At 70.7% G+C, this 23834-nt stretch carries 22 protein-coding genes; 16 read left to right on the top strand and 6 right to left on the bottom strand.

From position 1 onward, the window contains the following. Positions 1-13: 13 nt before the first annotated feature. Positions 14-1252 carry an LCP family protein gene (locus tag ACIPJ2_RS01460; RefSeq protein WP_402727252.1) on the bottom strand — a complete coding sequence of 413 codons (1239 nt, stop codon included), beginning with the start codon at positions 1250-1252 and terminating at the stop codon, positions 14-16. A 262-nt stretch (positions 1253-1514) separates the two neighbouring features. Here ACIPJ2_RS01460 and infA point away from each other — a divergent pair, with 262 nt between their 5' ends. The 7 genes from infA to ACIPJ2_RS01425 all read left to right on the top strand — a co-directional run bounded on the left by infA (position 1515) and on the right by ACIPJ2_RS01425 (position 5995). Beyond that, a complete protein-coding gene (gene infA / locus ACIPJ2_RS01455) occupies positions 1515-1736 on the top strand; it encodes a translation initiation factor IF-1 (RefSeq protein ID WP_017885509.1) in 222 nt (73 codons plus the stop codon). A 70-nt stretch (positions 1737-1806) separates the two neighbouring features. After that, positions 1807-1923 carry a 50S ribosomal protein L36 gene (gene rpmJ / locus ACIPJ2_RS01450; protein WP_022903266.1) on the top strand — a complete coding sequence of 39 codons (117 nt, stop codon included), beginning with the start codon at positions 1807-1809 and terminating at the stop codon, positions 1921-1923. A 181-nt stretch (positions 1924-2104) separates the two neighbouring features. Beyond that, positions 2105-2479, top strand: coding sequence for a 30S ribosomal protein S13 (gene rpsM, locus ACIPJ2_RS01445; protein WP_144760579.1), 375 nt, complete (start codon positions 2105-2107; stop codon positions 2477-2479). A gap of 9 nt (positions 2480-2488) precedes the next feature. Next, complete coding sequence (gene rpsK, locus ACIPJ2_RS01440; protein ID WP_017885507.1) at positions 2489-2887, top strand: 30S ribosomal protein S11; 399 nt, start codon at positions 2489-2491, stop codon at positions 2885-2887. A 205-nt stretch (positions 2888-3092) separates the two neighbouring features. Beyond that, on the top strand, positions 3093-4088 hold the full coding sequence (locus ACIPJ2_RS01435; protein ID WP_066656999.1) for a DNA-directed RNA polymerase subunit alpha: 996 nt from the start codon (positions 3093-3095) through the stop codon (positions 4086-4088). Between the two features lie 66 nt (positions 4089-4154). Then, on the top strand, positions 4155-4748 hold the full coding sequence (gene rplQ, locus ACIPJ2_RS01430) for a 50S ribosomal protein L17 (protein ID WP_402727251.1): 594 nt from the start codon (positions 4155-4157) through the stop codon (positions 4746-4748). 119 nt (positions 4749-4867) lie between these two features. After that, entirely contained in the window at positions 4868-5995 is a 1128-nt protein-coding gene (locus ACIPJ2_RS01425) for an aromatic acid exporter family protein (protein ID WP_402727250.1), read from the top strand. Here ACIPJ2_RS01425 and ACIPJ2_RS01420 read toward each other — a convergent pair. After that, on the bottom strand, positions 5985-7124 hold the full coding sequence (locus ACIPJ2_RS01420) for a hypothetical protein (RefSeq protein ID WP_402727249.1): 1140 nt from the start codon (positions 7122-7124) through the stop codon (positions 5985-5987). The two genes, ACIPJ2_RS01425 and ACIPJ2_RS01420, sit on opposite strands and share 11 nt — an antisense overlap. A gap of 80 nt (positions 7125-7204) precedes the next feature. Between ACIPJ2_RS01420 and ACIPJ2_RS01415 the strand changes: the two genes are divergently transcribed. Next, positions 7205-10411 carry a BTAD domain-containing putative transcriptional regulator gene (locus tag ACIPJ2_RS01415; RefSeq protein ID WP_402727248.1) on the top strand — a complete coding sequence of 1069 codons (3207 nt, stop codon included), beginning with the start codon at positions 7205-7207 and terminating at the stop codon, positions 10409-10411. A gap of 3 nt (positions 10412-10414) precedes the next feature. Here the strand turns inward: ACIPJ2_RS01415 and ACIPJ2_RS01410 are convergent, their stop codons facing one another. After that, a complete protein-coding gene (locus ACIPJ2_RS01410) occupies positions 10415-11245 on the bottom strand; it encodes an ABC transporter permease (protein ID WP_281265993.1) in 831 nt (276 codons plus the stop codon). After that, positions 11242-12237 carry an ATP-binding cassette domain-containing protein gene (locus ACIPJ2_RS01405; protein WP_402727247.1) on the bottom strand — a complete coding sequence of 332 codons (996 nt, stop codon included), beginning with the start codon at positions 12235-12237 and terminating at the stop codon, positions 11242-11244. Before ACIPJ2_RS01405 ends, ACIPJ2_RS01410 begins: the two co-directional genes overlap by 4 nt. Before the next feature lie 89 nt (positions 12238-12326). Between ACIPJ2_RS01405 and ACIPJ2_RS01400 the strand changes: the two genes are divergently transcribed. The 7 genes from ACIPJ2_RS01400 to glmM all read left to right on the top strand — a co-directional run bounded on the left by ACIPJ2_RS01400 (position 12327) and on the right by glmM (position 20253). Continuing rightward, the gene (locus tag ACIPJ2_RS01400; protein WP_402727246.1) at positions 12327-13229 is read left to right on the top strand and encodes a tRNA pseudouridine synthase A; all 903 of its coding nucleotides are present in this window, start codon (positions 12327-12329) and stop codon (positions 13227-13229) included. Further along, positions 13226-13972, top strand: coding sequence for an MBL fold metallo-hydrolase (locus tag ACIPJ2_RS01395; RefSeq protein WP_402727245.1), 747 nt, complete (start codon positions 13226-13228; stop codon positions 13970-13972). The genes ACIPJ2_RS01400 and ACIPJ2_RS01395 overlap by 4 nt, the downstream gene beginning before the upstream one ends. Before the next feature lie 29 nt (positions 13973-14001). Then, positions 14002-14283, top strand: a complete 282-nt coding sequence (locus ACIPJ2_RS01390; protein ID WP_402727244.1) for a hypothetical protein — start codon at positions 14002-14004, stop codon at positions 14281-14283. A 106-nt stretch (positions 14284-14389) separates the two neighbouring features. Beyond that, complete coding sequence (locus ACIPJ2_RS01385) at positions 14390-17464, top strand: ExeM/NucH family extracellular endonuclease (protein ID WP_402727243.1); 3075 nt, start codon at positions 14390-14392, stop codon at positions 17462-17464. 423 nt (positions 17465-17887) lie between these two features. Further along, entirely contained in the window at positions 17888-18334 is a 447-nt protein-coding gene (gene rplM, locus ACIPJ2_RS01380) for a 50S ribosomal protein L13 (RefSeq protein ID WP_022906970.1), read from the top strand. 37 nt (positions 18335-18371) lie between these two features. After that, the gene (gene rpsI, locus ACIPJ2_RS01375) at positions 18372-18857 is read left to right on the top strand and encodes a 30S ribosomal protein S9 (protein ID WP_281265988.1); all 486 of its coding nucleotides are present in this window, start codon (positions 18372-18374) and stop codon (positions 18855-18857) included. A gap of 22 nt (positions 18858-18879) precedes the next feature. Then, positions 18880-20253: a phosphoglucosamine mutase gene (glmM, locus tag ACIPJ2_RS01370; protein ID WP_402727242.1), complete on the top strand. Its 1374-nt coding sequence runs from the start codon at positions 18880-18882 to the stop codon at positions 20251-20253. Between the two features lie 128 nt (positions 20254-20381). On the opposite strand, the gene coaA is transcribed toward glmM, so the two are convergent. Both coaA and ACIPJ2_RS01360 read right to left on the bottom strand, forming a co-directional pair. Further along, positions 20382-21326, bottom strand: coding sequence for a type I pantothenate kinase (gene coaA / locus ACIPJ2_RS01365; protein WP_402727241.1), 945 nt, complete (start codon positions 21324-21326; stop codon positions 20382-20384). Between the two features lie 99 nt (positions 21327-21425). After that, positions 21426-21911: a glutathione peroxidase gene (locus ACIPJ2_RS01360; RefSeq protein ID WP_402727240.1), complete on the bottom strand. Its 486-nt coding sequence runs from the start codon at positions 21909-21911 to the stop codon at positions 21426-21428. 71 nt (positions 21912-21982) lie between these two features. On the opposite strand from ACIPJ2_RS01360, the gene glmS reads away from it, so the two are divergent. Next, entirely contained in the window at positions 21983-23830 is a 1848-nt protein-coding gene (gene glmS, locus ACIPJ2_RS01355) for a glutamine--fructose-6-phosphate transaminase (isomerizing) (RefSeq protein ID WP_402727239.1), read from the top strand. Positions 23831-23834 lie beyond the last annotated feature (4 nt).

Here is a 23834-nt window from a genome sequence, read left to right as displayed (position 1 = left end):
CGCCCCGTCGGCGTCAGTTGCCGACGGAGCAGGTCTCCTCCGCCGCGCTCTGTCCGGTGATCGACGACGGCAACGGCGTCGACGACGGACTCGCTGCGCTCGTACTGGTGCTCGTGCCGGTCGGTTCGCTCGACGGCGTCGCAGCCGACGACGGGGCGGTGCCGGAGGATCCGCTCTGGTCCTCTGATGCGCGACCGGTCGACGAGTCGCTCAGGGTCGTCTTCTCGTCGGTCTGCAGCGCGACGTTGAGCGTGTGGGCGGTCGTCTGGTCCACGATGACGCGTGCGCTGTCGTCGGGGTCGTCGGCGACGGGGTACTGGACGAACAGCATGCTCGACGTGCTCATCCCGCGGAGCATGCTCGCGAGGCCGACCAGCGTCTTCGGTTGGTTGAGCCCGTCGGACAGGACCATGTTGTTCAGGGCCGCGCCGGCGAGCTTGTAGAGCGTGATGGGGTTCGAGAGGGTGCCGTCCGAGGTGACCTTGCGGAGCAGCGCCGAGAGGAACACCTGCTGCGAGCTGATGCGGGCGAGGTCGCTGCCGTCGCCGACGCCGTGTCGGGTCCGCAGGAAGGCGAGCGCGTCGGAGCCCTCGAGCGAGTGCGACCCCGCGGTGAGGTGCAGTCCCGTGTAGGTGTCGTCGATGTCCTTCGCGACGCAGACGTCGACGCCGCCGAGCGCGTTCGACATCTCGATCACGCCATCGAAGGTGATGAGGCCCGCGTACGGGATGCTCAGTCCCGTGAGGTTCTCGACGGTGTCCACCACGCAGGAGACGCCGCCGTTGCCGAGTGCGGTGTTGAACTGCGCCGAGGTCGCTGCGGGGTAGCTCGTGCCCGTCTCCGGGTTGGTGCACGCGGGGATCGGCACCATGAGGTCGCGGGGGAAGCTCACCGCGGTCAGCTGGGTGTGGTCCTGCGAGACGTGGATGAGCATCGTCACGTCGTTGCGTGCGCCCTCGACGTCCTCGTTCGCGTCGAACTGCCCGACGCGGGTGTCACTGCCGATGAGCAGGATGTTCGCGCCGCCCTTGATGGCCGTGATGTCGGCGGTCTTCGCGGCGCTCTGGTCGTCGGTGCTGAGCTTCACGGACGTCGGCGCGCCGGCGAGCTGCGCGCCGGCGATGGCCGCGACGCTCGTCCCGCTGATGAGCACCACCGCGAGGGTGGAGGCGACGATCGACAGGAGGGTCGTCCAGGCTCGTCGTCGCGGGAGTCGTCCGTGACGAGCGAAGGGCCGAGAGGCGTCGGGCACGTGGTCTCCGTTCGGGTGGCTGCATCGTCACCGTAGGGCTGGACCCATGTCCATCCCCTCGAACGCGCCGTGGAACCACTGTGGAACGCTGGCCCGTCCCTCAGGAACACCCCAGCTCTGGGGGCGCGCCGGCTGCACTTGGCAATCGGACCACTTTCCCATAAGATCGCTCTTTGGTGTGTCATGCCCTCTCGGCGTGGCGACCGACCCGCAGACCGGCTCGGGGATCACACCGGTAATCCAACCAAGCGACAGTGAGGCTATGGCCAAGAAAGACGGCGTCATCGAGATCGAAGGCTCGGTGCTCGAAGCTCTGCCCAACGCGATGTTCCGCGTTGAGCTGACCAATGGGCACAAGGTCCTCGCGCACATCTCCGGGAAGATGCGCCAGCACTACATCCGCATCCTCCCCGAGGACCGCGTGATCGTGGAGCTGAGCCCGTACGACCTGACCCGCGGCCGGATCGTCTACCGCTACAAGTGATCCGCGAGCTGGAAAGGAACGACTCGGCAACCCTGCCGGGCACGAAGCCAGCGAGCACGAGGAAACAGCAATGAAGGTCAACCCCAGCGTCAAGCCCATCTGCGAGCACTGCCGTGTGATTCGCCGCAAGGGCCGCGTCATGGTGATCTGCAAGAGCAACCCGCGTCACAAGCAGCGCCAGGGCTAGTCCCCGGAACTGCCTGACCGGACGCCGACAGGCGGCCTGCGCAGGATCCACAACTGAACACCGCAAACGCAGTACCAGAACCCTGGTCCGGCTCCGGCCGTGCACAGGGGGACACCTCGGGTCGGAGGCCCGAGCACCGGCACTGCGCCACACCTCCATCGACAACAGGAGCAGCCAGCACATGGCACGTCTAGCAGGCGTCGACATCCCGCGCGAGAAGCGCGTGGAGATCGCACTCACGTACATCTACGGCGTCGGCCGCACTCGCGCGGTCAAGACGCTCGCGGACACCGGTATCTCCGGTGACATCCGCGTCAAGGACCTCACCGACGACCAGCTCGTCGCCCTCCGCGACTACATCGAGGGCAACTTCAAGGTGGAGGGTGACCTCCGCCGCGAGGTGGCCGCCGACATCCGCCGCAAGGTCGAGATCGGTAGCTACGAGGGTCTTCGCCACCGTCGTGGTCTCCCGGTGCGCGGTCAGCGCACCAAGACCAACGCTCGTACCCGCAAGGGCCCGAAGCGCACCGTGGCAGGCAAGAAGAAGGCTCGATAGGAGACCCCGATGGCTACCCCTAAGACTGCCGCGCGCAAGCCGCGCCGCAAGGAGAAGAAGAACGTCGCAGTGGGCCAGGCTCACATCAAGAGCACGTTCAACAACACGATCGTCAGCATCACCGACCCGTCGGGTGCCGTCCTCAGCTGGGCGTCCTCCGGAGCCGTCGGCTTCAAGGGTTCGCGCAAGTCGACGCCGTTCGCGGCGCAGCTCGCCGCCGAGTCCGCTGCGCGTCAGGCGCAGGAGCACGGCGTCAAGAAGGTCGACGTCTTCGTGAAGGGTCCGGGTTCGGGCCGCGAGACCGCGATCCGCTCCCTCCAGGCCGCCGGCCTCGAGGTCGGTTCGATCAACGACGTCACGCCGCAGGCGCACAACGGGTGCCGCCCGCCCAAGCGCCGTCGCGTCTGACGCGAGGAGCAACCGGCCGTCCCCTGCTCGGTCCCTGACGGGGAAGACCCGTCTGACGGGAACGAGCGGGGACGGCCATTCCTGGTCGTTCGATCGCGCACTCCGGTGCGCGTGATCACAACTCAACAGACCCGTCGGGGCCTCGCCGGCCCCGTCGTACCGCCAAGTGTCATATAGCGGACACTTCGCCGAAAGGAATCCCACAGTGCTCATTGCACAGCGCCCCACCCTCACCGAGGAGTCGATCTCCGAGCACCGCTCGCGCTTCGTCATCGAGCCGCTCGAGCCTGGCTTCGGCTACACCCTCGGGAACTCGCTGCGCCGCACGCTCCTCTCCTCGATCCCCGGTGCTGCGGTCACGAGCATCCGTATCGACGGCGTCCTCCACGAATTCAGCACCGTTCCCGGTGTGAAGGAAGACGTCACGGAGATCATCCTCAACATCAAGAGCCTGGTCGTCTCCAGCGAGCACGACGAGCCCATCACGGCGTACCTGCGCAAGCAGGGTGCCGGTCAGGTCACCGCTGCGGACATCTCCGCACCGGCCGGCGTCGAGATCCACAACCCGGACCTCGTCATCGCGACCCTGAACGACACCGCGCGCTTCGAGCTCGAGCTCACCATCGAGCGTGGCCGCGGCTACGTCTCGGCGACGCAGAACCGCTCGGAGTTCAGCGAGGCCGGTCAGATCCCGATCGACTCGATCTACTCGCCCGTCCTCAAGGTCACCTACCGCGTCGAGGCGACGCGTGCCGGTGAGCGCACGGACTTCGACCGTCTGGTCGTCGACGTCGAGTCGAAGCCGGCCATCACGCCGCGCGACGCCATCGCGTCGGCCGGTCGGACGCTCGTCGAGCTCTTCGGTCTCGCCCGTGAGCTCAACACGGCGGCAGAGGGCATCGAGATCGGCCCCGCGCCGGTCGACGCAGTGCTCTCGAACGAGCTGCAGACCCCGATCGAGGACCTCGACCTGTCGGTCCGCAGCTACAACTGCCTCAAGCGGGAGGGCATCAACACGGTGTCCGAGCTCGTCGCCCTGTCGGAGACGCAGCTCATGAACATCCGCAACTTCGGTCAGAAGTCGGTGGACGAGGTCAAGGACAAGCTCACCGAGCTCGGCCTGTCCCTCAAGGACACCGTCCCCGGATTCGACGGCGCCCACTTCTACAGCGGGTACGACGAGGACGAGTCCAACAACTGACCTCGCGCTCACGCGCACGCGTGCCGCTGACGCAGCGCGCACCACTTTCACCACTGGAGAACTGACATGCCGAAGCCCACCAAGGGCCCCCGCCTCGGTGGCGGCCCCGCCCACGAGCGCCTGCTCCTGAGCAACCTCGCCAACGCCCTCTTCACGCACGGTCGCATCACGACCACCGAGACGAAGGCCAAGCGCCTCCGCCCGGTCGCCGAGCGTCTCATCACGTTCGCGAAGCGTGGCGACCTGCACGCGCGTCGTCGCGTGATCAGCATCCTGCGCGACAAGACCGTCGTGCACACGCTGTTCACCGAGATCGCTCCGCAGGTCGAGGACCGCCAGGGTGGCTACACCCGCATCACCAAGCTCGGCTTCCGCAAGGGCGACAACGCTCCCCTCGCGTCGATCGAGCTCGTCCTCGAGCCCGTCTCGGGCACGCCGGCCCCCGTCTCGCGCAAGTCGGCTCCTGCCGCCGCCGCGCCGGTCGAGGAGCCCGCAGCCGAGGAGCCCGCAGCCGAGGAGACGACCGAGGAGGCCCCGGTCGAGTCGACCGAGACCACCGAGGAGTCGGCTCCCGTCGCGGAGGAGACCGAGACCGAGGCTGCCGCCGAGGTCGAGGCAGACGCCGAGGCCAAGTCGGACGAGAAGTCGGACGACAAGTAACCCCAACACCACACGACCCGGCCCCCGCAGCGCATGCTGTGGGGGCCGAGTCGTTCCCAGCCGCGGCATCGTAGGGTGACCCGTCGGCCCATCGGGTGCGGGCCGACACCGGAGGACCCATGGGATTCGAACACGTCGCGGGGGTGGGAACGAGGATCTGGCGCTGGAGCCGGACCTCGGGCACACAGCCGCGCCTGCTGCACGCCGGGAAAGCCGCGTTCGCCGCGTGTCTCGCCTGGTTCATCGCTCGACACGTGCCAGGGGTCGCGTCGGACTACCCCTACTACGCGCCGCTCGGGGCCGTGGTCGCGATGCAGACGACGGTGTTCGCGGGGCTCAGGAGCGGGATCCAGACCCTCGTGGGTATCGGCCTCGGGATCGTGATCGCCGGGTTCACGATGTGGATCGGCGACCCCGGGTTCATCGCGATCGCCCTCGCCGTGGGGATCGGGGTGCTCGTCGGCGGGTTCCGCATCCTCGGCGAGGGCAGCTCGTGGGTGTCCACCGCGGCGCTGTTCGTCCTGCTCGTCGGCGGTGCGCACGCGGAGGGGTACTCGCTCGGGTACCTCGTGCAGATGGCCGTCGGCGTCGCGGTCGGCCTGCTCGTCAACTTCCTGGTCTTCCCGCCGCTGCGCTTCTGGGACGCCGAACACCGGATCGACGCGGTCAACGAGGTGCTCGCCGACCACCTCGACGGCCTCGCCGCGGTGCTCGAGGCCGACGAGCGCGACGAGAAGGCATGGGACAAGCAGCAGGACCGGCTCGACCGGGCCATCGCCGACGTCCGGTCCCGGGTCTCGATCGCGCACGAGAGCCGGAAGCTGAACCCCCGCGGGGCGCTCCGCGGGTCACGGGCTCGGCTGCAGCAGGACGGCGCGCGGTTCCGGGCGCTCGAGCGGGCCGCCTGGTACACGACGGACCTCACCGAGCTCGTCGCCCGCTCGGGTCCGGTGTCCGACGGACTCGGCCGCCCGGACCCGGCGTTCGCCGAACCGCTCGCGAAGGCGTTCCACGAACTCGCGTGCATGATCCGCGGCGAGTGCCCGGAGAGCGCCGGGGACGACGCGATCGCCGAGGTCGAGCGGGCCCTCGACGCGAGCAAGGAGGACCCGTCGCACGTCGCGGTGACGTCGGCTGCGCTGGTGTCGCTCCGGGGGATCGTGGAGTCCGAGCGGCGGGCGACGGCCGACCTCGCGACGTCGACGGGGCCGTCCGCGTTCGGTCACCGGCGCGACGTCAGGCGGTGAGGGACGACTCCGCCCAGCGCTCGATCGCCGAGCTCGTGTTCGGAGCGGCCCAGGAGAACAGGACGTAGTGCGTCCAGGTGCCGTCCTGCACGACGTCGACGGAGCACGCGGCCTCGTCGCAGGTGCGCCAGGCGGCGGCGTCCTCCGCGAGACCGTCGAGCTCGAGCCGGTCGTGCCGGTCGATGAGTCCGTTGCCGAGGCGGGCGCTGACGACCCATCCCGAGTCGGGCATCGAGGAGTACGAGGCTCCGGTCCGTGAGAACGGCTGCTCGGCAGGACCGAACGAGCACGCCGCGGCACCCAGACGGTTCAGCGCGTAGTAGGTCGGCTCGGCGCCGACGTCGGAGCCGAGCGACCACGGGTCGACCAGTGCGACGGCGGTGACGGCGTTCACCCGGTCGGCCGTGCAGGTGCTCGGCTTCCAGGACGCTGCATCGTGTTCGGTCTGCACCCCCGCGACCGGTGCCGCGGCGACGGTCTCCTCGACGTGGTCGAGCAGCGCCTGGAACGCGGGCTGCACCTGCTCCGGGGTGGCGTCGGCCGTGGTCTGCAGGCGGGTCAGGGAGAGGTCGATCCAAGCGTTCCCGGCGAGCGCACGCCCGCTGCAGCTCACCCGGGCGGCGTCGGAGGCCCCGCAGTACACCGACGCGGGGTCCGTTGACGGATCGACGTGCTCGGTGGCATCGGCGTGCTCGGGGGCCGCGTCCGGCAGCACCGAGAGCCCGACGCCCTCGTACATCGGATCGCCCTGCTCGCCGGGGCTGACGTCGTCGAGGAGCGAGACACCGTTGGTGCTCCAGCAGTCGGTACCGCCACTGGTCGTCGCGGTCGTCCAGGCGCCGAGGACGTGGTCCTGCGTCGTCATCGGATCGAGCACGGTGGTGCCGGGGACCGCTCGGGTGACGAGGTGCGACGGCAGCAGCTGCGCACAGGTCGGCACGCCGTCGGACTCCGGCGACGGACCGAAGTCGACGCCGGAGGCCGTCTCGGTCGGCGTGGCCGACGGTGCGGCGCTGCGTGACGGTGCCGGTGTCGGCCCTGCGGACGACGCGGTGGAACAACCGGCGACGGTGACGATCGCCGTGGTCGCGAGCGCCACGGCCACGACCCCCCTCGTGAAGATGTGCACACGCACAGGCTAGGCCGCCGTGGCGCCCGCCGATCGGTGCGCGCATCACGATCGCACAACACCGTCCGTAGACTCGCTGCGTGCCGCAGCAGCCCCGCATCGCCGTCCTCGGACCGGTCCTCGTCGAGGACCCGTCCGGCGCGGCGGTGCCCGTCCCCGGGGCGCTCCCGCGGGCGTTCCTGACGGCCCTCGTGCTCGCCCGCGGTCATGCGATGACGGCCGACGCGCTCATCGACGAGCTCTGGACCGACGCACCGCCGAAGGGCGCGCGGGCGGCCCTGCAGACGCTGGTGTCCCGGCTCCGACGGAGCACGGCCGAGGGGCTCGTGGTGTCGACGAGCACCGGGTACGCGCTCGACGTCCGGCCGGACGACGTCGACCTCGTCCGTGCCGAACACGTCGCCGCGGCCCGGCACACGTCCGACGACACGAGTCGGGCGGCGCTCGCCCTGTGGCGGGGTGATCCGGGCGCCGATGTCGACGGCGACCTCGGGACGGCGCTCGCCGAACGAGCCGAGGCGGCGCGACGTGCGCTCCGCCGGGCGCTCGGCACGGCGATGCTCGACGCCGGTGACGCCGACGCGGCCGTCGGGCTGTGGCACGAGGAAGCGGCCTCCGACCCGTTCGACGAGGTCGCGGTCTCGGGATCGATGCGCGCGCTCGCCGCCGCCGGCCGGACCAGCGAAGCGCTCGCGGTCTTCGCGGCCCACCGGGAGCGGCTGGCTGACGGGCTCGGTGCCGACCCGTCCGCCGACCTGGTGCGGCTGAACGCCGACCTGCTCCGCCGGACGGCGTCCGCCTCCGGGGGCGTCCGACGGATCGGCCTGCGTGCCGCGCCGAACGCGTTGGTCGGACGGGAGGCCGACCTCGCCGCCGTCACGGACCTCCTGTCCCGCGAACGGCTGGTGACCGTCCTCGGTGCCGGTGGGCTCGGGAAGACCCGGCTCGCGCAGGCGGTCGCGGCGGCGCTCCCGGCCAACCGCAGCGTCGTGGTGCTCGAGCTCGCACCACTGGCCGCCGGCGAGGACGTCGTCCCCGCCCTCGGCGCGCTGCTCGGGATCGCCGAGGTACGGTCCGCCCGGGCGCTGCGGGACGCCATCGTCGCCGACCTGCGGGGCCGCGTGTTCCGTGCGCTCGGTGAGGAACCAACCGTGCTCGTGCTCGACAACTGCGAGCACCTCGTCGAGGACGTCGCCGCGTTCGCCGCCGACCTGCTCGCCCAGCTCCCGTCCCTCCGCATCCTCACGACGTCGCGTGCACCGCTCGCCATCGCCGGCGAGGTCGTCGCGCCCCTCGCGCCGCTGCCCGTCGACGCGGACGGCGCGGCGGTCCGGCTGTTCACCGACCGCGCACGAGCCGCCCGCCCCGGTGCCGTCCTGCCCTTCGACACCGTGCGGCGCATCTGCACGCGGCTCGACGGGTCGCCGCTCGCGATCGAGCTCGCCGCCGCGCGGATCCGCGGGATGAGCGTCGAGGAGATCGAACGGCGGCTCGACGACCGTTTCGCGTTGCTCCGTGGCGGCGACCGGAGCGCACCCGAGCGGCACCGCACCCTGCTCGCCGTCATCGAGTGGAGCTGGCGGCTCCTCGACGACGGTGCCCAGGACCTGCTGACCCGGCTGGCGCTCTTCCCGGACGGCCTCGCGGTCGACGCGGTCGAGGCCGTCGCGGCACCCGAGCAGCCGGACGACGCACTCGACGCCCTCGCCGAGCTCGTCGAGCAGTCCCTCGTCCAGCTCGTCGAGCACGAGGGTGCCGACATCAGGTACCGGCTGCTCGAGACCGTCCGCGAGTTCGGTGCCGCCCGCCTCGACGAACGCGGGCGCACCGACGAGGTCCGCGCGGCGATGATCCGCTGGGGGCGGGACTTCGCCGCCACCCGCAACGTCTTCACCGCGACCGGGGAACCGCAGCGACGGTGGTTCCGCGAGATCGGCCGCGAGGCGGACAACCTCGTGACGCTGCTGCGCTGGAGCCTCGTCGCCGAGGACCGGTCGGCGCTCGCGCAGGTGTTCGCGGCCCTCGGCGGGTACTGGACCCTGCGCGGTGCCCACGGCGAGGTCGTCGCGGTCGCCGCCGAGGTCGTCGCGCTGCTCAGGACCGCGGAGCCGTCCTCCGGCGACCGAGCCGCCACGACCCTGGGTCTCGTCCTGATCGGCGGTTCCACGGCGTTCTCGGACCGCAGGACCTCCGTGCGCGCGATCGCGATGCTCCGCCGGGTCGTCCGGCAGGGGACCACCGGCTTCCCGGTCCTCGACGCGCAGGCGGCACTGCTGCTCACGCTCGGCCGCCCGGACGACGGGCTGCGGATGCTCGCCGCGCTCCGTGACGACCCGGACGACGGCGTGGCCTGCCTTGCGTGCATGCTGAGCGCCCCGCTGGCGGAGAACGACGGGGAGTTCGACGACGCGCTCCGCTACGCCCAGCGCGCCGAGGCACTCGCCACCAGGACCGACGACGCATGGGCACTGGGGTCGGGTGCGGTCACGATGACCCAGTTGCTCGCGCAGACCGGACGGCACGCGGACGCGCTCGTCGTCGCCGACGTCGCGCGCACCCGCCTCGAGGTGTTCGGCGCCGAGGACGACCTCTACGAGATCGGCTGGACCGTCGGGCTGTGCGCGGCGGCGACGGGCGACGTCGTCCGCGCGCGGCAGGTCGCAGCGGACCTCGCGAACCAGCCGGTGGCGAACCGCGGTGGTCCAGACGGGGAAGCCGTGCAGATGGCCGTCCTCGCGATCGCGATCGCCGCCGAGTGCGCACGGAGCGACGGCGACGTGGCCTCAGGGGCGGCCGAGTACGCGCGGGCCTGGGACGCCGTGACCGCGCATCGCAAGCAGACGCCGAACTGGACACTGATGGCGGGCGCGGCACGCATCGCGGCAGAGGACGAGGCGGCGGCGAGCCGACCCGCAGGAGCCGAACCGGGCCTCCCGTTCGGATCGGACGTGTCGCGTCGCCTGCGGGTCGGCGCGCTCGTGATGCTCCGACTGCACCCGTGGTGGATCGACCTGCCCGTCATCGGGACCACGCTGCTCGGGCTGGCGGTCGCCGCCGCCCGGCAGGGTGCGACGGACCACGCGGCCAGGTGCTGGGGCCTCGCACGACGGCTCGGTTCGCGACAGGACTTCGCGGTCCTCGCCCACGTCCGGTTGCGCGAGGTCCTCGGCGCCGTCGTCGGTGCCGGACCCCTCGCGGACGCCGAGACGGCCTCGGCCGGATGGGACCGGGCCGAGGCCGTCTCGCGGGCGCGCGTGCTGCTCGAGGAGCTGCGCTTCAGCGCCTGATCGTCACGCCTTCCGCATGTAGGCGCGGACCGTCAGCGGGGCGAACACCGCGACGACGACCGCTGCGCCGACGAGCGAGAACACCAGGTCGCCGCCGACGGCTCCGTGGTTCACGAGCTCACGGACCGCGGTGATGAGGTGCGAGATCGGGTTGACCTCGGAGAACCAGCGCAGCCAGTCCGGCAGTGTGTCGGCGGGGACGAACGCGTTCGACAGGAACGTCAGCGGGAACAGCACGAGGTTCGAGATGCCCGAGACGCTCGACGCGGTGCGGGCGACGACGCCGAAGTAGGCGAAGATCCAGCTGATCGCCCACGCGACGACGATGACCAGCAGACCGGCGAGGACCACCGCGCCGAAGCCGCCCTCTGGTCGGAGTCCCATCGCGAAGCCGGTGATGAACGTGATCGTCGTCGCGATGGCGTAGCGGACGGTGTCGGCGAGCAGCGCTCCGGCCAGCGGGGCGATGCGGGCGATCGGCAGCGACTTGAAGCGATCGAACACGCCCTTGTCCATGTCCTCGCGGAGCTGGACGCCGGTGACGATCGACGACGTGATGTTCGTCTGCACGAGGATGCCCGGGATGATGATCGGCAGGTAGGACGCCACGTTGCCGGAGATCGCGCCACCGAAGATGTACGTGAACATCACGGTGAAGACGATCGGCATCAGCGTCACGTCGAAGAGCTGCTCCGGGGTGCGACGGACCTTGATCAGGCCGCGGTACGCCATCGTGAAGGACTGCCGGATCGTGGCACCGATGCCCGTGCCGCCGACCCCGGGTCGCGGGGTGATGCGTGGGGTGGTCGGAGCCTGCGGGGTGAGCGTGGTCATGCGATGCTCCCTTCGAGCTCGCGCTGGGCGTCCTCGTCCGCCGCGTCGGCGGTCGGCTTGCCCGTGATGGTCAGGAAGACCTCGTCGAGCGTCGGCTTCTGCACGCTCATCTCGGCGAGGGAGATGCCCGCGTCGCGGAACGACACGAGCAGGTCGGTGACACGGTCCGGCTCGGCCATCGGCGCGGTCAGCCGGGACCCCTCGGGGCTCGCGACGGCGTCGACGCCGAGCGTCTGGCGCACGATGGTCCTCGCCGCGTCGAGTCGGAGCGCATCGGCGAGCCGGAGCTGCAGCGACGCGGTGCCGATCGACGCCTTGAGCTCGTCGCCGGTGCCCTCTGCGACGACCCTGCCGTGGTCGATCACGGCGATGCGGTCGGCGAGCTGGTCGGCCTCGTCGAGGTACTGCGTCGTCAGGAGCACCGTCGAGCCGGTCGTGACGAGCTCCCGGATCGTGTCCCACATCTGCGCGCGGGTCCGCGGGTCGAGGCCCGTCGTCGGCTCGTCGAGGAAGATGAGCGGCGGCTGCGCGATGAGGCTCGCCGCCAGGTCGAGCCGACGACGCATGCCGCCGGAGAAGTTCTTCAGCGGACGCTTCGCCGCCTCGGTCAGGCCGAACCGCTCGAGGAGCTCGGCGGACTTCCGCTTCGACTCGGCCCGGGACAGCCCGAGCAGCCGCGAGAACACGACCAGGTTCTCGGTCGCGCTCAGCGTCTCGTCGACGCTGGCGTACTGGCCGGTCACGCCGATGAGCCGGCGGACCTCCTGGGGCTCCCGCCTGACGTCGTGGCCGAAGATCCTGGCTTCGCCGGCGTCCGCCTTGAGCAGGGTCGCGAGCATGCTGATCGTGGTCGTCTTGCCGGCGCCGTTCGGGCCGAGCACGCCGTACACGGTGCCGGCCTCGACGCGGAGGTCGACTCCGTCCACGGCGCGGTTCTGCCCGAAGGTCTTGACGAGGCCGGTGGCCTCCACCGCGAGTGGTGTCGTCGTCATCGCAGTTCCTTTCGTCGATGTCGAGGACGATGCTGCCGCCGGGCGCTCACACGGCACTGACGCGGCGCTGACATCGGTACCGTTGGGGTGTGAGCGAGAGCGACGGGCTGCAGAGCGGGGTGCGGCTGCGGCTCGACGTCGCGTACGACGGCGCCGCGTTCTCCGGGTGGGCCAAGCAACCGGGACTGCGGACGGTGCAGGGCGCGCTCGAGGACGCGCTCGTCACCGTGTTCAGCCGCTGGGGGAGCGCGCCGCAGCTGACCGTCGCCGGACGCACCGACGCCGGAGTGCACGCCACCGGGCAGGTCGCGCACCTCGACCTGTCCGCCGAGCAGTGGGGTGCGCTCAGCACGAAGCGGGGATCCGGGCGCTCGCCGCTGGACGGGCTCGTCAAGCGCCTGAACGGGCTCGCGGGGCCGCTCGGGGACGTCGTCGTCAGCCGGGTCTCGATCGCGCCCGACGGGTTCGACGCCCGGTTCTCCCCGCTCTGGCGCCGCTACACGTACCGCGTCGCGGACCTCGACGCACCCCGCGATCCACTCCGTCGGGGGCACACGACCTGGTACCCGGGGCATCTCGACCCGGGAGCGATGGAGCGCGGTGCGCTGACACTGCTCGGGCTGCACGACTTCGCGGCGTTCTGCAAGCCGCGCGACGGCGCGACGACCATCAGGACGCTGCAGGAGTTCCGCTGGGACCGTGAGCCGGACGGCGTGCTGGTGGCGAGCCTCCAGGCCGATGCCTTCTGCCACTCGATGGTGCGCGCGATGGTGGGGGCGACCATCGCCGTCGGCGAGGGGCGCTTCGGACCGGACCGTCTCGAGGAGTTGCGCATCGCGGGGGAGCGGACCAGCGCCTTCAAGGTCGCGCCGGCACGCGGTCTCACCCTGACCGAGGTGGGCTACCCGGCCGACGACGAGCTCGCCGCGCGGGCATCGCAGACGCGGGCGCGGCGCTCCGCACCGTCCGGCTCGGATAGCGTCGGGGGATGAGCTCCAGCGAACCCCGGTCCGTCGTCTCCGTGGCACCAGGGGTGGTCTTCGTCGAGGGCCCCGTCTCGAACTGGGTCGTCCTCGCGGAAGAAGACGGCGTCGCCCTCATCGACGCCGGCTACCCAGCTGACACCGACCTGGTGCTGGACACCGTTCGCTACGCCGGACACGATCTCGACGACCTCCGCCGCATCTACGTCACGCACGGACACGTCGACCACGTCGGTGGCATCCCCGGCATCCTCGAACAGCACCCGCACGTCGAGGTCCTGGCGCACGCGGACGAGCTGTCGAACGTCCGAGGACCCTCGCGGCAGCAGGTCACGCCGGCGGAGATCGGCGGCCGGCTGGCGTCGGCGCGGGTGCTCAGGTGGCTCGCCCGCGCGATCCGGTCCGACGCGCTCCGGCCGACCACGGTACCGAGCGTCCGGGCCTTCACTGGAGCGGACTTCGAGGGCCGGGCGATCACGCCGTTCCCGGCGACCGGGCACACCGACGGGTCCACCGCGTACCTGCTGCCGGCCGCGGACGCGATCGTCACGGGTGACGCGGTCGTCTCGCGGCACGACACGCAGCCGGCGTCGTGGACGCCCAGGCCGCGGATGATCACGCCGTTCTTCACGGCGGACCAGGCAGTGGCGCTCGAGTCCGCCCGCGCGCTGCCGATCCCGGAGATCGTGCTGCCGGGGCACGGGCCGGCGGTGCACCGGGTCGGGCGGGAGTGGGTACCCGTCGGGTCGTGATGACCGGTGGAATGTGACATTCTGGACCGATGCGCGAACCCGACGACGTCCTCCGTGCCCCTGACACGCAGCCGCCGACGCCGTGGAGTGCCAGGCAGGCCCTCGTCGCGTTCCTCGTCGTCGTCGCCACGGTGGCCCTGTTCACGGTCGGGGTGGCCGGGCAGGATCCGGTGATCCGCTGGATCGCGCTCGCCGTGGCCGGCGCGACAGCCGCACCGTCGCTGGTGCTCGCGAAGAAGCGTGGGAACCTCGCGGGCTGGTACGTGGTGACCGCGGGCGTGATGGTGCTGCGCCTCCTCGCCGGGGAGTGAGGCCGACGACGATGTTGTCGATCGCAATCATTTACCTGGGCGCAACCTGAGGGACTCTGCAGGTCGGTACGGTCTGACCATCCACGTCTCCGACCAGAAGGTCAGCATGCCCAAGATCGTCGGCCGCACTCTGCTGTGCGCCACGGTGGCCGCGACACTCCTCGCAGCGCCACTCGCCTCCGTCTCCGTCGCCAGTGCGAACACCGCAGGGACGGGTCTCGTCATCGCCGAGGCCTACCTGAAGGGCGGCAGCGCGAACGCCGTCTTCAACAAGAAGTTCGTCGAGATCGCGAACCCGACCGACGCCCCGGTCTCGGTCGACGGCTGGTCGCTGCAGTACCGCTCGGCGACCGGCTCGGCCGCGTTCAGCACCAGCGGCCTCGCGGGCACCGTCCCCGCGAACGGGACGTTCCTCGTCACGATGGCGGGCAACGGCGCGACGGGTGCGGATCTGCCCGCCGCGGACGACACCGCGACCCTGAACACCTCGGGCACCACGGGCACGCTGGTCCTGTCCGACCAGTCCCAGGCGCTCACCCTGCCGACCGGCGCGCTCGCGGCGGACACCGCCGGGGTCGTGGACCTCCTCGGCTACGGTGCGTCGAACACCTTCGAGGGTCATGTGCGCACCGTCGACGGTGGGAACACCGTCCCGAACGGCCTGGTTCGCCAGGGCACGGTCGACAGCGACGACAACGCCGCGGACTTCTCCGTCACGACGACGCTCACGCCGACGAACGCAGCCGGCGAGACCGCGCCGACGACGCCGACGGACCCGACGGACCCGACTGAGCCGACAGACCCCGGTGCTCCTGCCGAGGCCGTCACCATCGCGCAGCTGCAGGGCACGACGGACACCTCGCCGTACGTCGGCAAGACCGTCGTCACGAAGGGCGTTGTCACCGCCGTGTACGCCACCGGTGGGTTCAACGGCTACACCGTGCAGACCCCCGGCACCGGCGGTGCGATCGACCTCGGCACGCACACCGCGTCCGACGGCGTCTTCGTGTTCTCCTCGGCCACCGCGTCCCGGGTCGCAGCGGGCGACTACGTCGAACTCACCGGCTCGGTGAGCGAGTACTACGGCCTCACCGAGCTCAACGTCGCCGCCGGCGGCATGACGAAGCTCACCGAGACCGTGCCGGCTCCGCAGCCCGCCACCGTTGCCTTCCCGGCCTCGGACGCACAGCGCGAGTCCCTCGAGAGCATGCTCGTCGCACCGCAGGGCGACTACACCGTCGCCGACAACTACACGACGAACCAGTACGGCGAGATCGTCCTGGCGTCGGGCACGAAGCGGCTGATCCAGCCCACCGAGGTCGCCCGTCCAGGCAGTGCAGCGGCCAAGGCGGTCGAGGCCGACAACGCCGCCCGCAAGGTCACGCTCGACGACGGCGGCAGCACGAACTTCCTGACCCAGGCGAACAAGTCGATCCCGGTGTCCTGGTTGACGCAGGGGCCCGTGACCGTCGGAGCAGCGGCGACCTTCACGAAGCCCGTCGTCCTCGACTACCGCAACGACTCGTGGAAGTTCCAACCCACGTCGCCGATCACCGGCGCGACCGCGAAGACCGATCTGCCCGCGACCTTTTCGAACGTCCGCACGGCGAAGCCCCAGGACGTCGGCGGCGACCTCAAGCTCGCCGGCTTCAACGTCCTCAACTACTTCCCGACGACCGGCGACCAGCTCACCGGCTGCTCGTACTACACGGACCGCGACGGCGACCCCGTCACGGTGAACTCCGGCTGTGACGCCCGCGGCGCCGCCGAGCAGGAGGACTTCGAGCGCCAGCAGGTCAAGATCGTCAAGGGGATCAACGGTCTCGGCGCCGACGTCGTCTCGCTCGAGGAGATCGAGAACTCCGCCGAGTTCGGCCAGGACCGCGACGCCGCCGTGGCCACCCTCGTCGGCGCGCTCAACGCCGCGACCGGTGCCGACACCTGGGCGTACGTCAAGTCCCCGAAGACGCTCCCCGCGAGCGAGGACGTCATCCGCCTGGCACTGATCTACAAGAAGGACCGGGTCGCACCCACGGGAGAGTCGACGATCCTCATCGACCCGGCGTTCACGAACGCCCGTCAGCCCGTCGCGGACGCGTTCCGTCCGGTCGGGGGCACGGCGGACGACGAGTTCCTCGTGATCGCGAACCACTTCAAGTCGAAGGGGTCCGGCACCGGCGAGAACGCCGACCAGGGTGACGGCCAGGGGGCGTCGAACGCCGACCGCGTGAAGCAGGCGACGGCGCTCGCCGCGTTCTCCACGAAGATGCAGACGCAGTACGGCACCGACAAGGTGTTCATGCTCGGCGACTTCAACGCCTACAGCCAGGAGGACCCGATGGTCGTCCTCGACGATGCCGGCTACACGGACCTCGGGCCGGCGCTCGACTCGTCGGAGTGGTCGTACGTGTACAGCGGCCTGAGCGGGTCGCTCGACCACGTGCTCGCCTCGCCAGCGGCACTCGCGACGGTGACGGGTGTGGACATCTGGAACATCAACTCGGTCGAGTCGGTGGCGCTGGAGTACAGCCGCTACAACTACAACGCGACGAACCTGTACACGGACGACGTGTACCGGGCGAGCGACCACGACCCGATCCTGGTCGGCTTCGACCTGACCGGCGACACCACCCCGACGGACCCGGGCACGGACCCCACGGACCCGGGCACCGATCCGACCGGCCCGTCGGACCCTGGCACGGTTCCGGGTGCCGGTCAGACCCCGGCTCCGACTCCTGGTGCTGGTTCGGCGCCGGTTGCTCCGTCGGAGTCGTCGCTGACGGATGCGAACCGTGGAACGGTGTCGGCGCCGTCGTCGGCGCGTCCGGGGGAGACGATCACGATCGGTGTGGGGGCGCAGTACGCTGGGCAGCGGGTGAGCGTGTGGATGTTCTCCACGCCCACGCTGCTCGGGACGGTGACGGTCGCGGCTGACGGGAGCGTGCGGGTGACGATCCCGGCGGATGCTCCGGCGGGGCCGCACCGGATCGTGGTGACGGTGGCTGACGGGACGCTGATCGGGTGGACGACGATCACGATCGATCCGGTCACGGGTGCGCTGGCGTTCACGGGTGCCGACCTCACGGGTGGGATCGCCGCAGCGCTGCTGCTGCTCGCCGCTGGTGCCGGTGTGCTGGTGGCGCGCCGCCGCCGTGGGGTGCGGGGCCGAGTCTCAGCGTGAGGGACGGCCCTCGCGGTGCGGGCCGCGAGGACCGTCGCCGGGCGCGAGTCTCGCCCTGGGCGTGACCAGATGCCGAACGGGAGGCACGGTGCCAGCTGGCACCGTGCCTCCCGTCCGCCGTGTGCGCGCGTTGCAACCCATGGCGTGCGCGGTGGAAAGCGGAAACGCGCGTAGGTGGTCGGAAGTCCGGGCCACGTACGCGCGTTTCGACCTCCTACGCGCGATTCGGCCACCCGGACCGATCCGGCCGCGTTTGACCAGCGGGAGGCCGGTCCGGTAGGCTCTCACCTTGGTCTGCGCGCCATGTGCGCCGGACAGTCAGATGAGCCCTCCACCCGGGCGTTCCGCCGGCTTCTGCCGCGGGGAACCCCGACCGGAGCGGGATTCACGGACTCCTCACCTCGACACGAAAGCAGCACTCCTGTGACTCGCACGTTCTCACCGAAGCCGGCAGACGTCCAGCACGACTGGATCGTCATCGACGCGACCGACGTCGTCCTCGGCCGTCTCGCCACCCACGCCGCTGCGCTCCTGCGCGGCAAGCACAAGGCCACCTTCGCCCAGCACATGGACATGGGTGACTACGTCATCATCGTGAACGCGGACAAGGTCGCCCTCACCGGCTCCAAGCTCGCGAAGAAGGTCTACTACCGCCACTCGGGCTACCCGGGCGGCCTCACGGCGACCTCCTACCCGGAGATGCTCGAGAAGCACCCCACCCGCGCCGTCGAGAAGGCGATCCGCGGCATGCTGCCGAAGAACACCCTCGGTCGCGAGCAGCTCAAGAAGCTGAAGGTCTACGCCGGCGCGGAGCACCCGCACTCCGCGCAGCAGCCCAAGGCGTACACCTTCGACCAGGTCGCACAGTAGTTCCGGCCACGACGACTTCAAGGACATAGAGAAACTCATGGCTCAGATCGCTGATTCCCTCGACCAGACCCCGGAGAGCTTCACCACGGAGAGCGCACCCGCCGCTGCCGAGGCCGCTCCCCGTCAGATCCTCAACGTCTCCGGCGGTGCCGTCGGGCGCCGCAAGGAGGCCATCGCGCGCGTTCGCCTCGTTCCGGGCTCCGGCTCGTTCACGGTGAACGGCCGTTCGCTGGAGGACTACTTCCCGAACAAGCTGCACCAGCAGCTCATCAACGACCCGTTCAAGGTGCTCGAGCTCCTCGGCGCCTACGACGTGACCGCCCGCATCACGGGTGGTGGCCCCTCGGGTCAGGCCGGTGCCCTCCGCCTCGCGATCGCACGCACGCTGAACGAGATCGACCGCGAGAACAACCGCGCCACCCTCAAGAAGGCCGGCTTCCTCACCCGTGACGCCCGCGTCATCGAGCGCAAGAAGGCCGGTCTCAAGAAGGCCCGCAAGGCTTCGCAGTTCTCGAAGCGCTAGTCGTCACCGGCTGAGGATCGCAATGCCGCGTCTGTTCGGTACCGACGGGGTTCGTGGTCTCGCCAACGGCGAGCTGACGGCCGCGCTCGCACTGGGTCTTGCCCAGGCGAGCGCGGCCGTTCTCACACACGGACACCATGCCGACGCCCGCCGGGCGTCCGGTCGACCGCGCCCCCGCGCGGTCCTGGCGCGCGACCCGCGCGTCTCCGGCGAGTTCCTCGGTGCCGCTGTCGCGGCCGGGCTCGCCTCCGCCGGCGTCGATGTGCTCGACGCCGGGGTCATCCCCACCCCTGCTGCCGCGTTCCTCGTCGCGGACATCGACGCCGACTTCGGCGTGATGATCTCCGCGTCGCACAACCCGGCGCCGGACAACGGGATCAAGTTCTTCGCCGCAGGCGGCCGGAAGCTCCCCGACGAGGTCGAGGACCGCATCGAAGCGGCGATGCACGACCACTCGGCACCGACCCCCACCGGCGCCGACGTCGGTCGCATCACCCGGTTCGCCGATGCCGAGGACCGCTACGTCGTGCACCTGCTCGGCACGCTGCCGCACCGTCTCGACGGGCTGCACGTCGTGCTCGACTGTGCGAACGGTGCCGCTGCCGGCGTCTCGCCGGAGGTCTTCGTCAACGCGGGTGCCGAGGTCACGCTGATCGGCGCCGACCCCGACGGCATCAACATCAACGACGGCGTCGGGTCCACGCACATCGACAACCTCGCGCGTGCGGTGCTCGAGCACGGCGCCGACGTCGGGATCGCCCACGACGGCGATGCGGACCGCTGCCTCGCGGTGGACGCCGACGGCAACGCGATCGACGGCGACCAGATCATGGCGATCCTCGCGCTGTCGTTGCAGGAGCGCGGACACCTGCAGGACGACACGCTCGTCGCGACGGTCATGTCGAACCTCGGACTCAAGCGCGCCATGGCGGACGCGGGCATCACCGTGATCGAAGCCGGAGTGGGAGACCGCTACGTGCTCGAGAAGATGAACGCCGGCGGCTTCTCGCTCGGTGGCGAGCAGTCCGGGCACATCATCTTCCAGGAGTACGCCACGACGGGCGACGGCATCCTCACGGGGCTGCACCTCGTCGCCGAGATGGCGCGCACCGGCAAGACGCTCGGCGAGCTGGCGTCGTGCATGACGGTGTTCCCGCAGGTGCTGCTCAACGTGAAGGGCGTCGACCGGCACGGCCTGGCGGACCAGGGTGTGCAGGACGCCGTCGCATCGGCCACCGAGTCGCTCGGCGACACCGGCCGCGTGCTGCTGCGCCCGTCCGGCACCGAGCCCGTCGTCCGCGTCATGGTCGAGGCCGCTTCGCAGGACGACGCCCAGCGGATCGCCGAGGAGCTCGCCGCGGTCGTGTCCGACCGCCTGGCGCTCGACGCCGCGTAGGAGCGTCCGGCTGGGGCCGGCCCGGTCCATTTCGCACCCCACCATGAACATCGCGCCCCGTCGGGACGGGGCGCGATGTTCGTGGCTGGGCGCAACTCAGCCCAGCGCGGCCCCGCCGCCCCTCCGCCTCAGATCTTGCGGAGGAGGACCGACGAGACCTTGTGGTCGGCGGCCTTCTTCAGCACGAGCGTCGCCCGCGAGCGCGTGGGGAGCACGTTCTCGACGAGGTTCGGCTCGTTGATCGCGCGCCAGACCTGGGTGGCGGTCTCCACGGCGTCCGACCGGGACAGGGACGCGAACCGGTGGAAGAACGAGTCCGGGCTCGAGAACGCCTCTTCCTGCAGGGCGAGGAAGCGGTCGACGTACCAGGACTCGATGTCCTTGGTCTTCGCGTCGACGTAGATCGTGAAGTCGAAGAGGTCGGACAGCGCCAGCCGCCCGTGCACCGGCGGCGCGAGCACGTTGAGGCCCTCCACGATGAGGATGTCCGGCTGCCGCACGACGATCTCGGCGTTCGGCACGATGTCGTAGACGAGGTGCGAGTAGTACGGCGCCCGGACCTCGGTCGCCCCGCTCTTCACCTGGCTGACGAAGCGCAGCAGGGAACGGCGGTCGTAGGACTCCGGGAAGCCCTTCCGGTCCATGATCCCGCGGCGCTCGAGCTCGGCGTTCGGGTACAGGAACCCGTCCGTCGTGACGAGCTCCACGCGCGGGGTGTCCGGCCAGCGCTTCGTGAGTTCGCGCAGCAGCCGTGCGACCGTGGACTTGCCGACGGCGACCGAGCCCGCGACGCCGATGACGAACGGCGTGCGCCCGGCCCGTTCCCCGAGGAAGCGGCTCGTCTCCGCGTGCAGGTTCCGCGCGCCGGCGGCGTAGAGCGTGAGCAGGCGGGAGAGCGGGAGGTAGACCTCCTGCACCTCCTGCATGTCGAGGCGGTCACCGAGGCCTCGGAGCTGCACGATCTCCGTCTCGGTCAGGGAGAGGTGCTCCTTGGGGGCGAGCTGCGACCACTCCCCGCGAGGGATCTCCACGAAGGGGGTGGGGTGCGCGACGGCGGTCTCCGGGATCGGCATGGGAACGAGCGTAGACGGGAGGCGCGGTGCAGGTGGGCGACGCGGCGGACGTGATCCGAGCCTCCCGTCCGGAACCGTGGTCGCGCCGGGCGCGACGGCTCAGGCGGGCAGGGCCGCCTCGATGGCCGCGATCACCTCGGGGGAGTCTGGCTTCGTCGTCGGGCGGAACCGGGTGACGGTGCCGTCCGGCGCCACCAGGAACTTCTCGAAGTTCCAGATCACGCGACCGGCCTTGCCGGCGGCGTCCGGTGTCTGCTTGAGCTCCTTGTAGAGCGGGTGCGCGCCACCGCCGTTCACCTTGACCTTCTCGGACATCGGGAACGTCACGCCCCACGTGGTGGAGCAGTACTCGTCGATCGCCTCGGACGAGCCGAGCTCCTGCAGGAACTGGTTGCTCGGGAACCCGAGCACCGTGAAGCCCCGCGGGCCGTAGGTCTTCTGCAGCTCCTCGAGCTGCTCGTACTGCGGTGCGAGACCGCAGCGCGACGCCACGTTCACCACGAGCACCGCCTTGTCCGCGAAGGCGCCGAACGTGGTGTGCTCACCGTGCAGCGTCGTGATGTCGATCTCGTCGAAGCGTCCCATGTCGGTCACGGTATCCCCGGCTTCTGCTGCTTCGCAGTGAGCGACCCCGGCTCCATCGTAGGATCGACGCCATGTGTGGAATCGTTGGATACGTCGGGAGCAACAGCAGCACCGAGGTGCTCCTGGGGGGCCTGCGTCGGCTCGAGTACCGCGGGTACGACTCGGCCGGCATCGCGGTCATCGACCCGGCCGGTGACCTGAGCTCGGCGAAGAAGGCCGGCAAGCTGCAGGTGCTCGTCGACGAGCTCGACGCGCACCCGATCGCCGACGGCGGAACGGGCATCGGCCACACCCGCTGGGCGACCCACGGCGGCCCGACGGACGAGAACGCGCACCCACACCTCGCCGACGGCGGCAAGCTCGCGCTCATCCACAACGGCATCATCGAGAACTTCTCCGCGCTCCGCGACGAACTCGCGGCGGAGGGCGTCGAGTTCCTCAGCGAGACCGACTCCGAGGTCGCGGCACACCTCGTCGCCCGGGCGCTCCGCGAGACCGGCGACCTGACGAGCGCGATGCAGCAGACCGTGCAACGGCTCGAGGGGGCGTTCACGCTCCTCGTCGTGCACGCCGACCAGCCGGGCGTCGTCGTCGGCGCCCGCCGGAACTCACCGCTGGTGGTGGGTCTCGGCGACGGCGAGAACTTCATGGGCTCCGACGTCGCGGCGTTCGTCGCCTACACGCAGCGTGCGCTGTCGATCGGGCAGGACGAGATCGCGACGATCCGCCCCGACGGTGTCGACGTCGTCCACTTCGACGGCACCCCCGCGGACCGCAACGAGTTCGAGGTGAACTGGGACGCCTCGGCCGCGGACAAGGGCGGCTGGTCGTCCTTCATGGCGAAGGAGATCAGCGAGGAACCTGAGGCGGTCGCGAAGACCATCCTCGGCCGCGTGCACGACGGCGCCGTCACGCTCACCGACCTCGACCCGATCGCGGAGCGCCTGCAGCAGGTCGACCGCGTCATCGTCATCGCCTGCGGCACCGCTGCCTACGCCGGGATCCTCGGCAAGTACGCCATCGAGCAGTGGGCCCGCATCCCGGTGGAGGTCGAGCTCGCGCACGAGTTCCGCTACCGCGACCCGGTGCTGAACGACCGCACGCTCGTCGTCTCGATCAGCCAGTCCGGCGAGACGATGGACACGCTCATGGCCGTGAAGTACGCGCGTGAGCAGGGGGCGCAGGTCCTGTCGATCTGCAACACCCAGGGCGCCACGATCCCGCGCGAGTCCGACGCCGTGATCTACACGCACGCCGGTCCGGAGGTCGCCGTCGCGTCGACGAAGGCGTTCCTCGCGCAGGGCGTCGCGCTGTACCTGCTCGGGCTGCACCTCGCGACACTCCGCGGCACGCTGACGGCCGAGCAGATCGCCGAGCAGGTCGCCGAGCTCGAGGGGCTGTCGGGCAAGCTGCAGCAGACCATCGAGGACGCGTCCGGTGTGGCCGAGCTCGCGAAGTGGATGGCCGACACCCGCAGCGTGCTGTTCCTCGGCCGCCACGTCGGCTACCCGATCGCGCTCGAGGGCGCGCTCAAGCTCAAGGAACTCGCCTACATCCACGCCGAGGGCTTCGCCGCCGGTGAGCTGAAGCACGGTCCGATCGCGCTCATCGAGCCGGGCCAGATCGTCTTCGTCATCGTGCCGTCGCCCCGTGACGCCCGCTCGCTGCACCCGAAGGTGGTGTCGAACATCCAGGAGATCCGCGCCCGCGGCGCCCGGGTGATCGCGATCGCCGAAGAGGGCGACGCCGCGGTGCTGCCGTTCGCCGACGAGGTCCTCCGCATCCCGCTCGCGACCCCGCTGTTCGAGCCGCTGCTCGCGGTCGCGCCGCTGCACATGTTCGGCATGGAACTCGCCGCGGCCAAGGGCCTCGACGTCGACCAGCCGCGCAACCTCGCGAAGTCGGTCACCGTCGAGTAGTCGG

It is taken from the genome of Curtobacterium sp. NPDC090217 (assembly GCF_044746705.1).
GTDB lineage: Bacteria > Actinomycetota > Actinomycetes > Actinomycetales > Microbacteriaceae > Curtobacterium.
The sequence above is the reverse complement of the archived record's forward strand: the minus strand, read 5'-3'. Positions and strand labels throughout refer to the sequence as shown.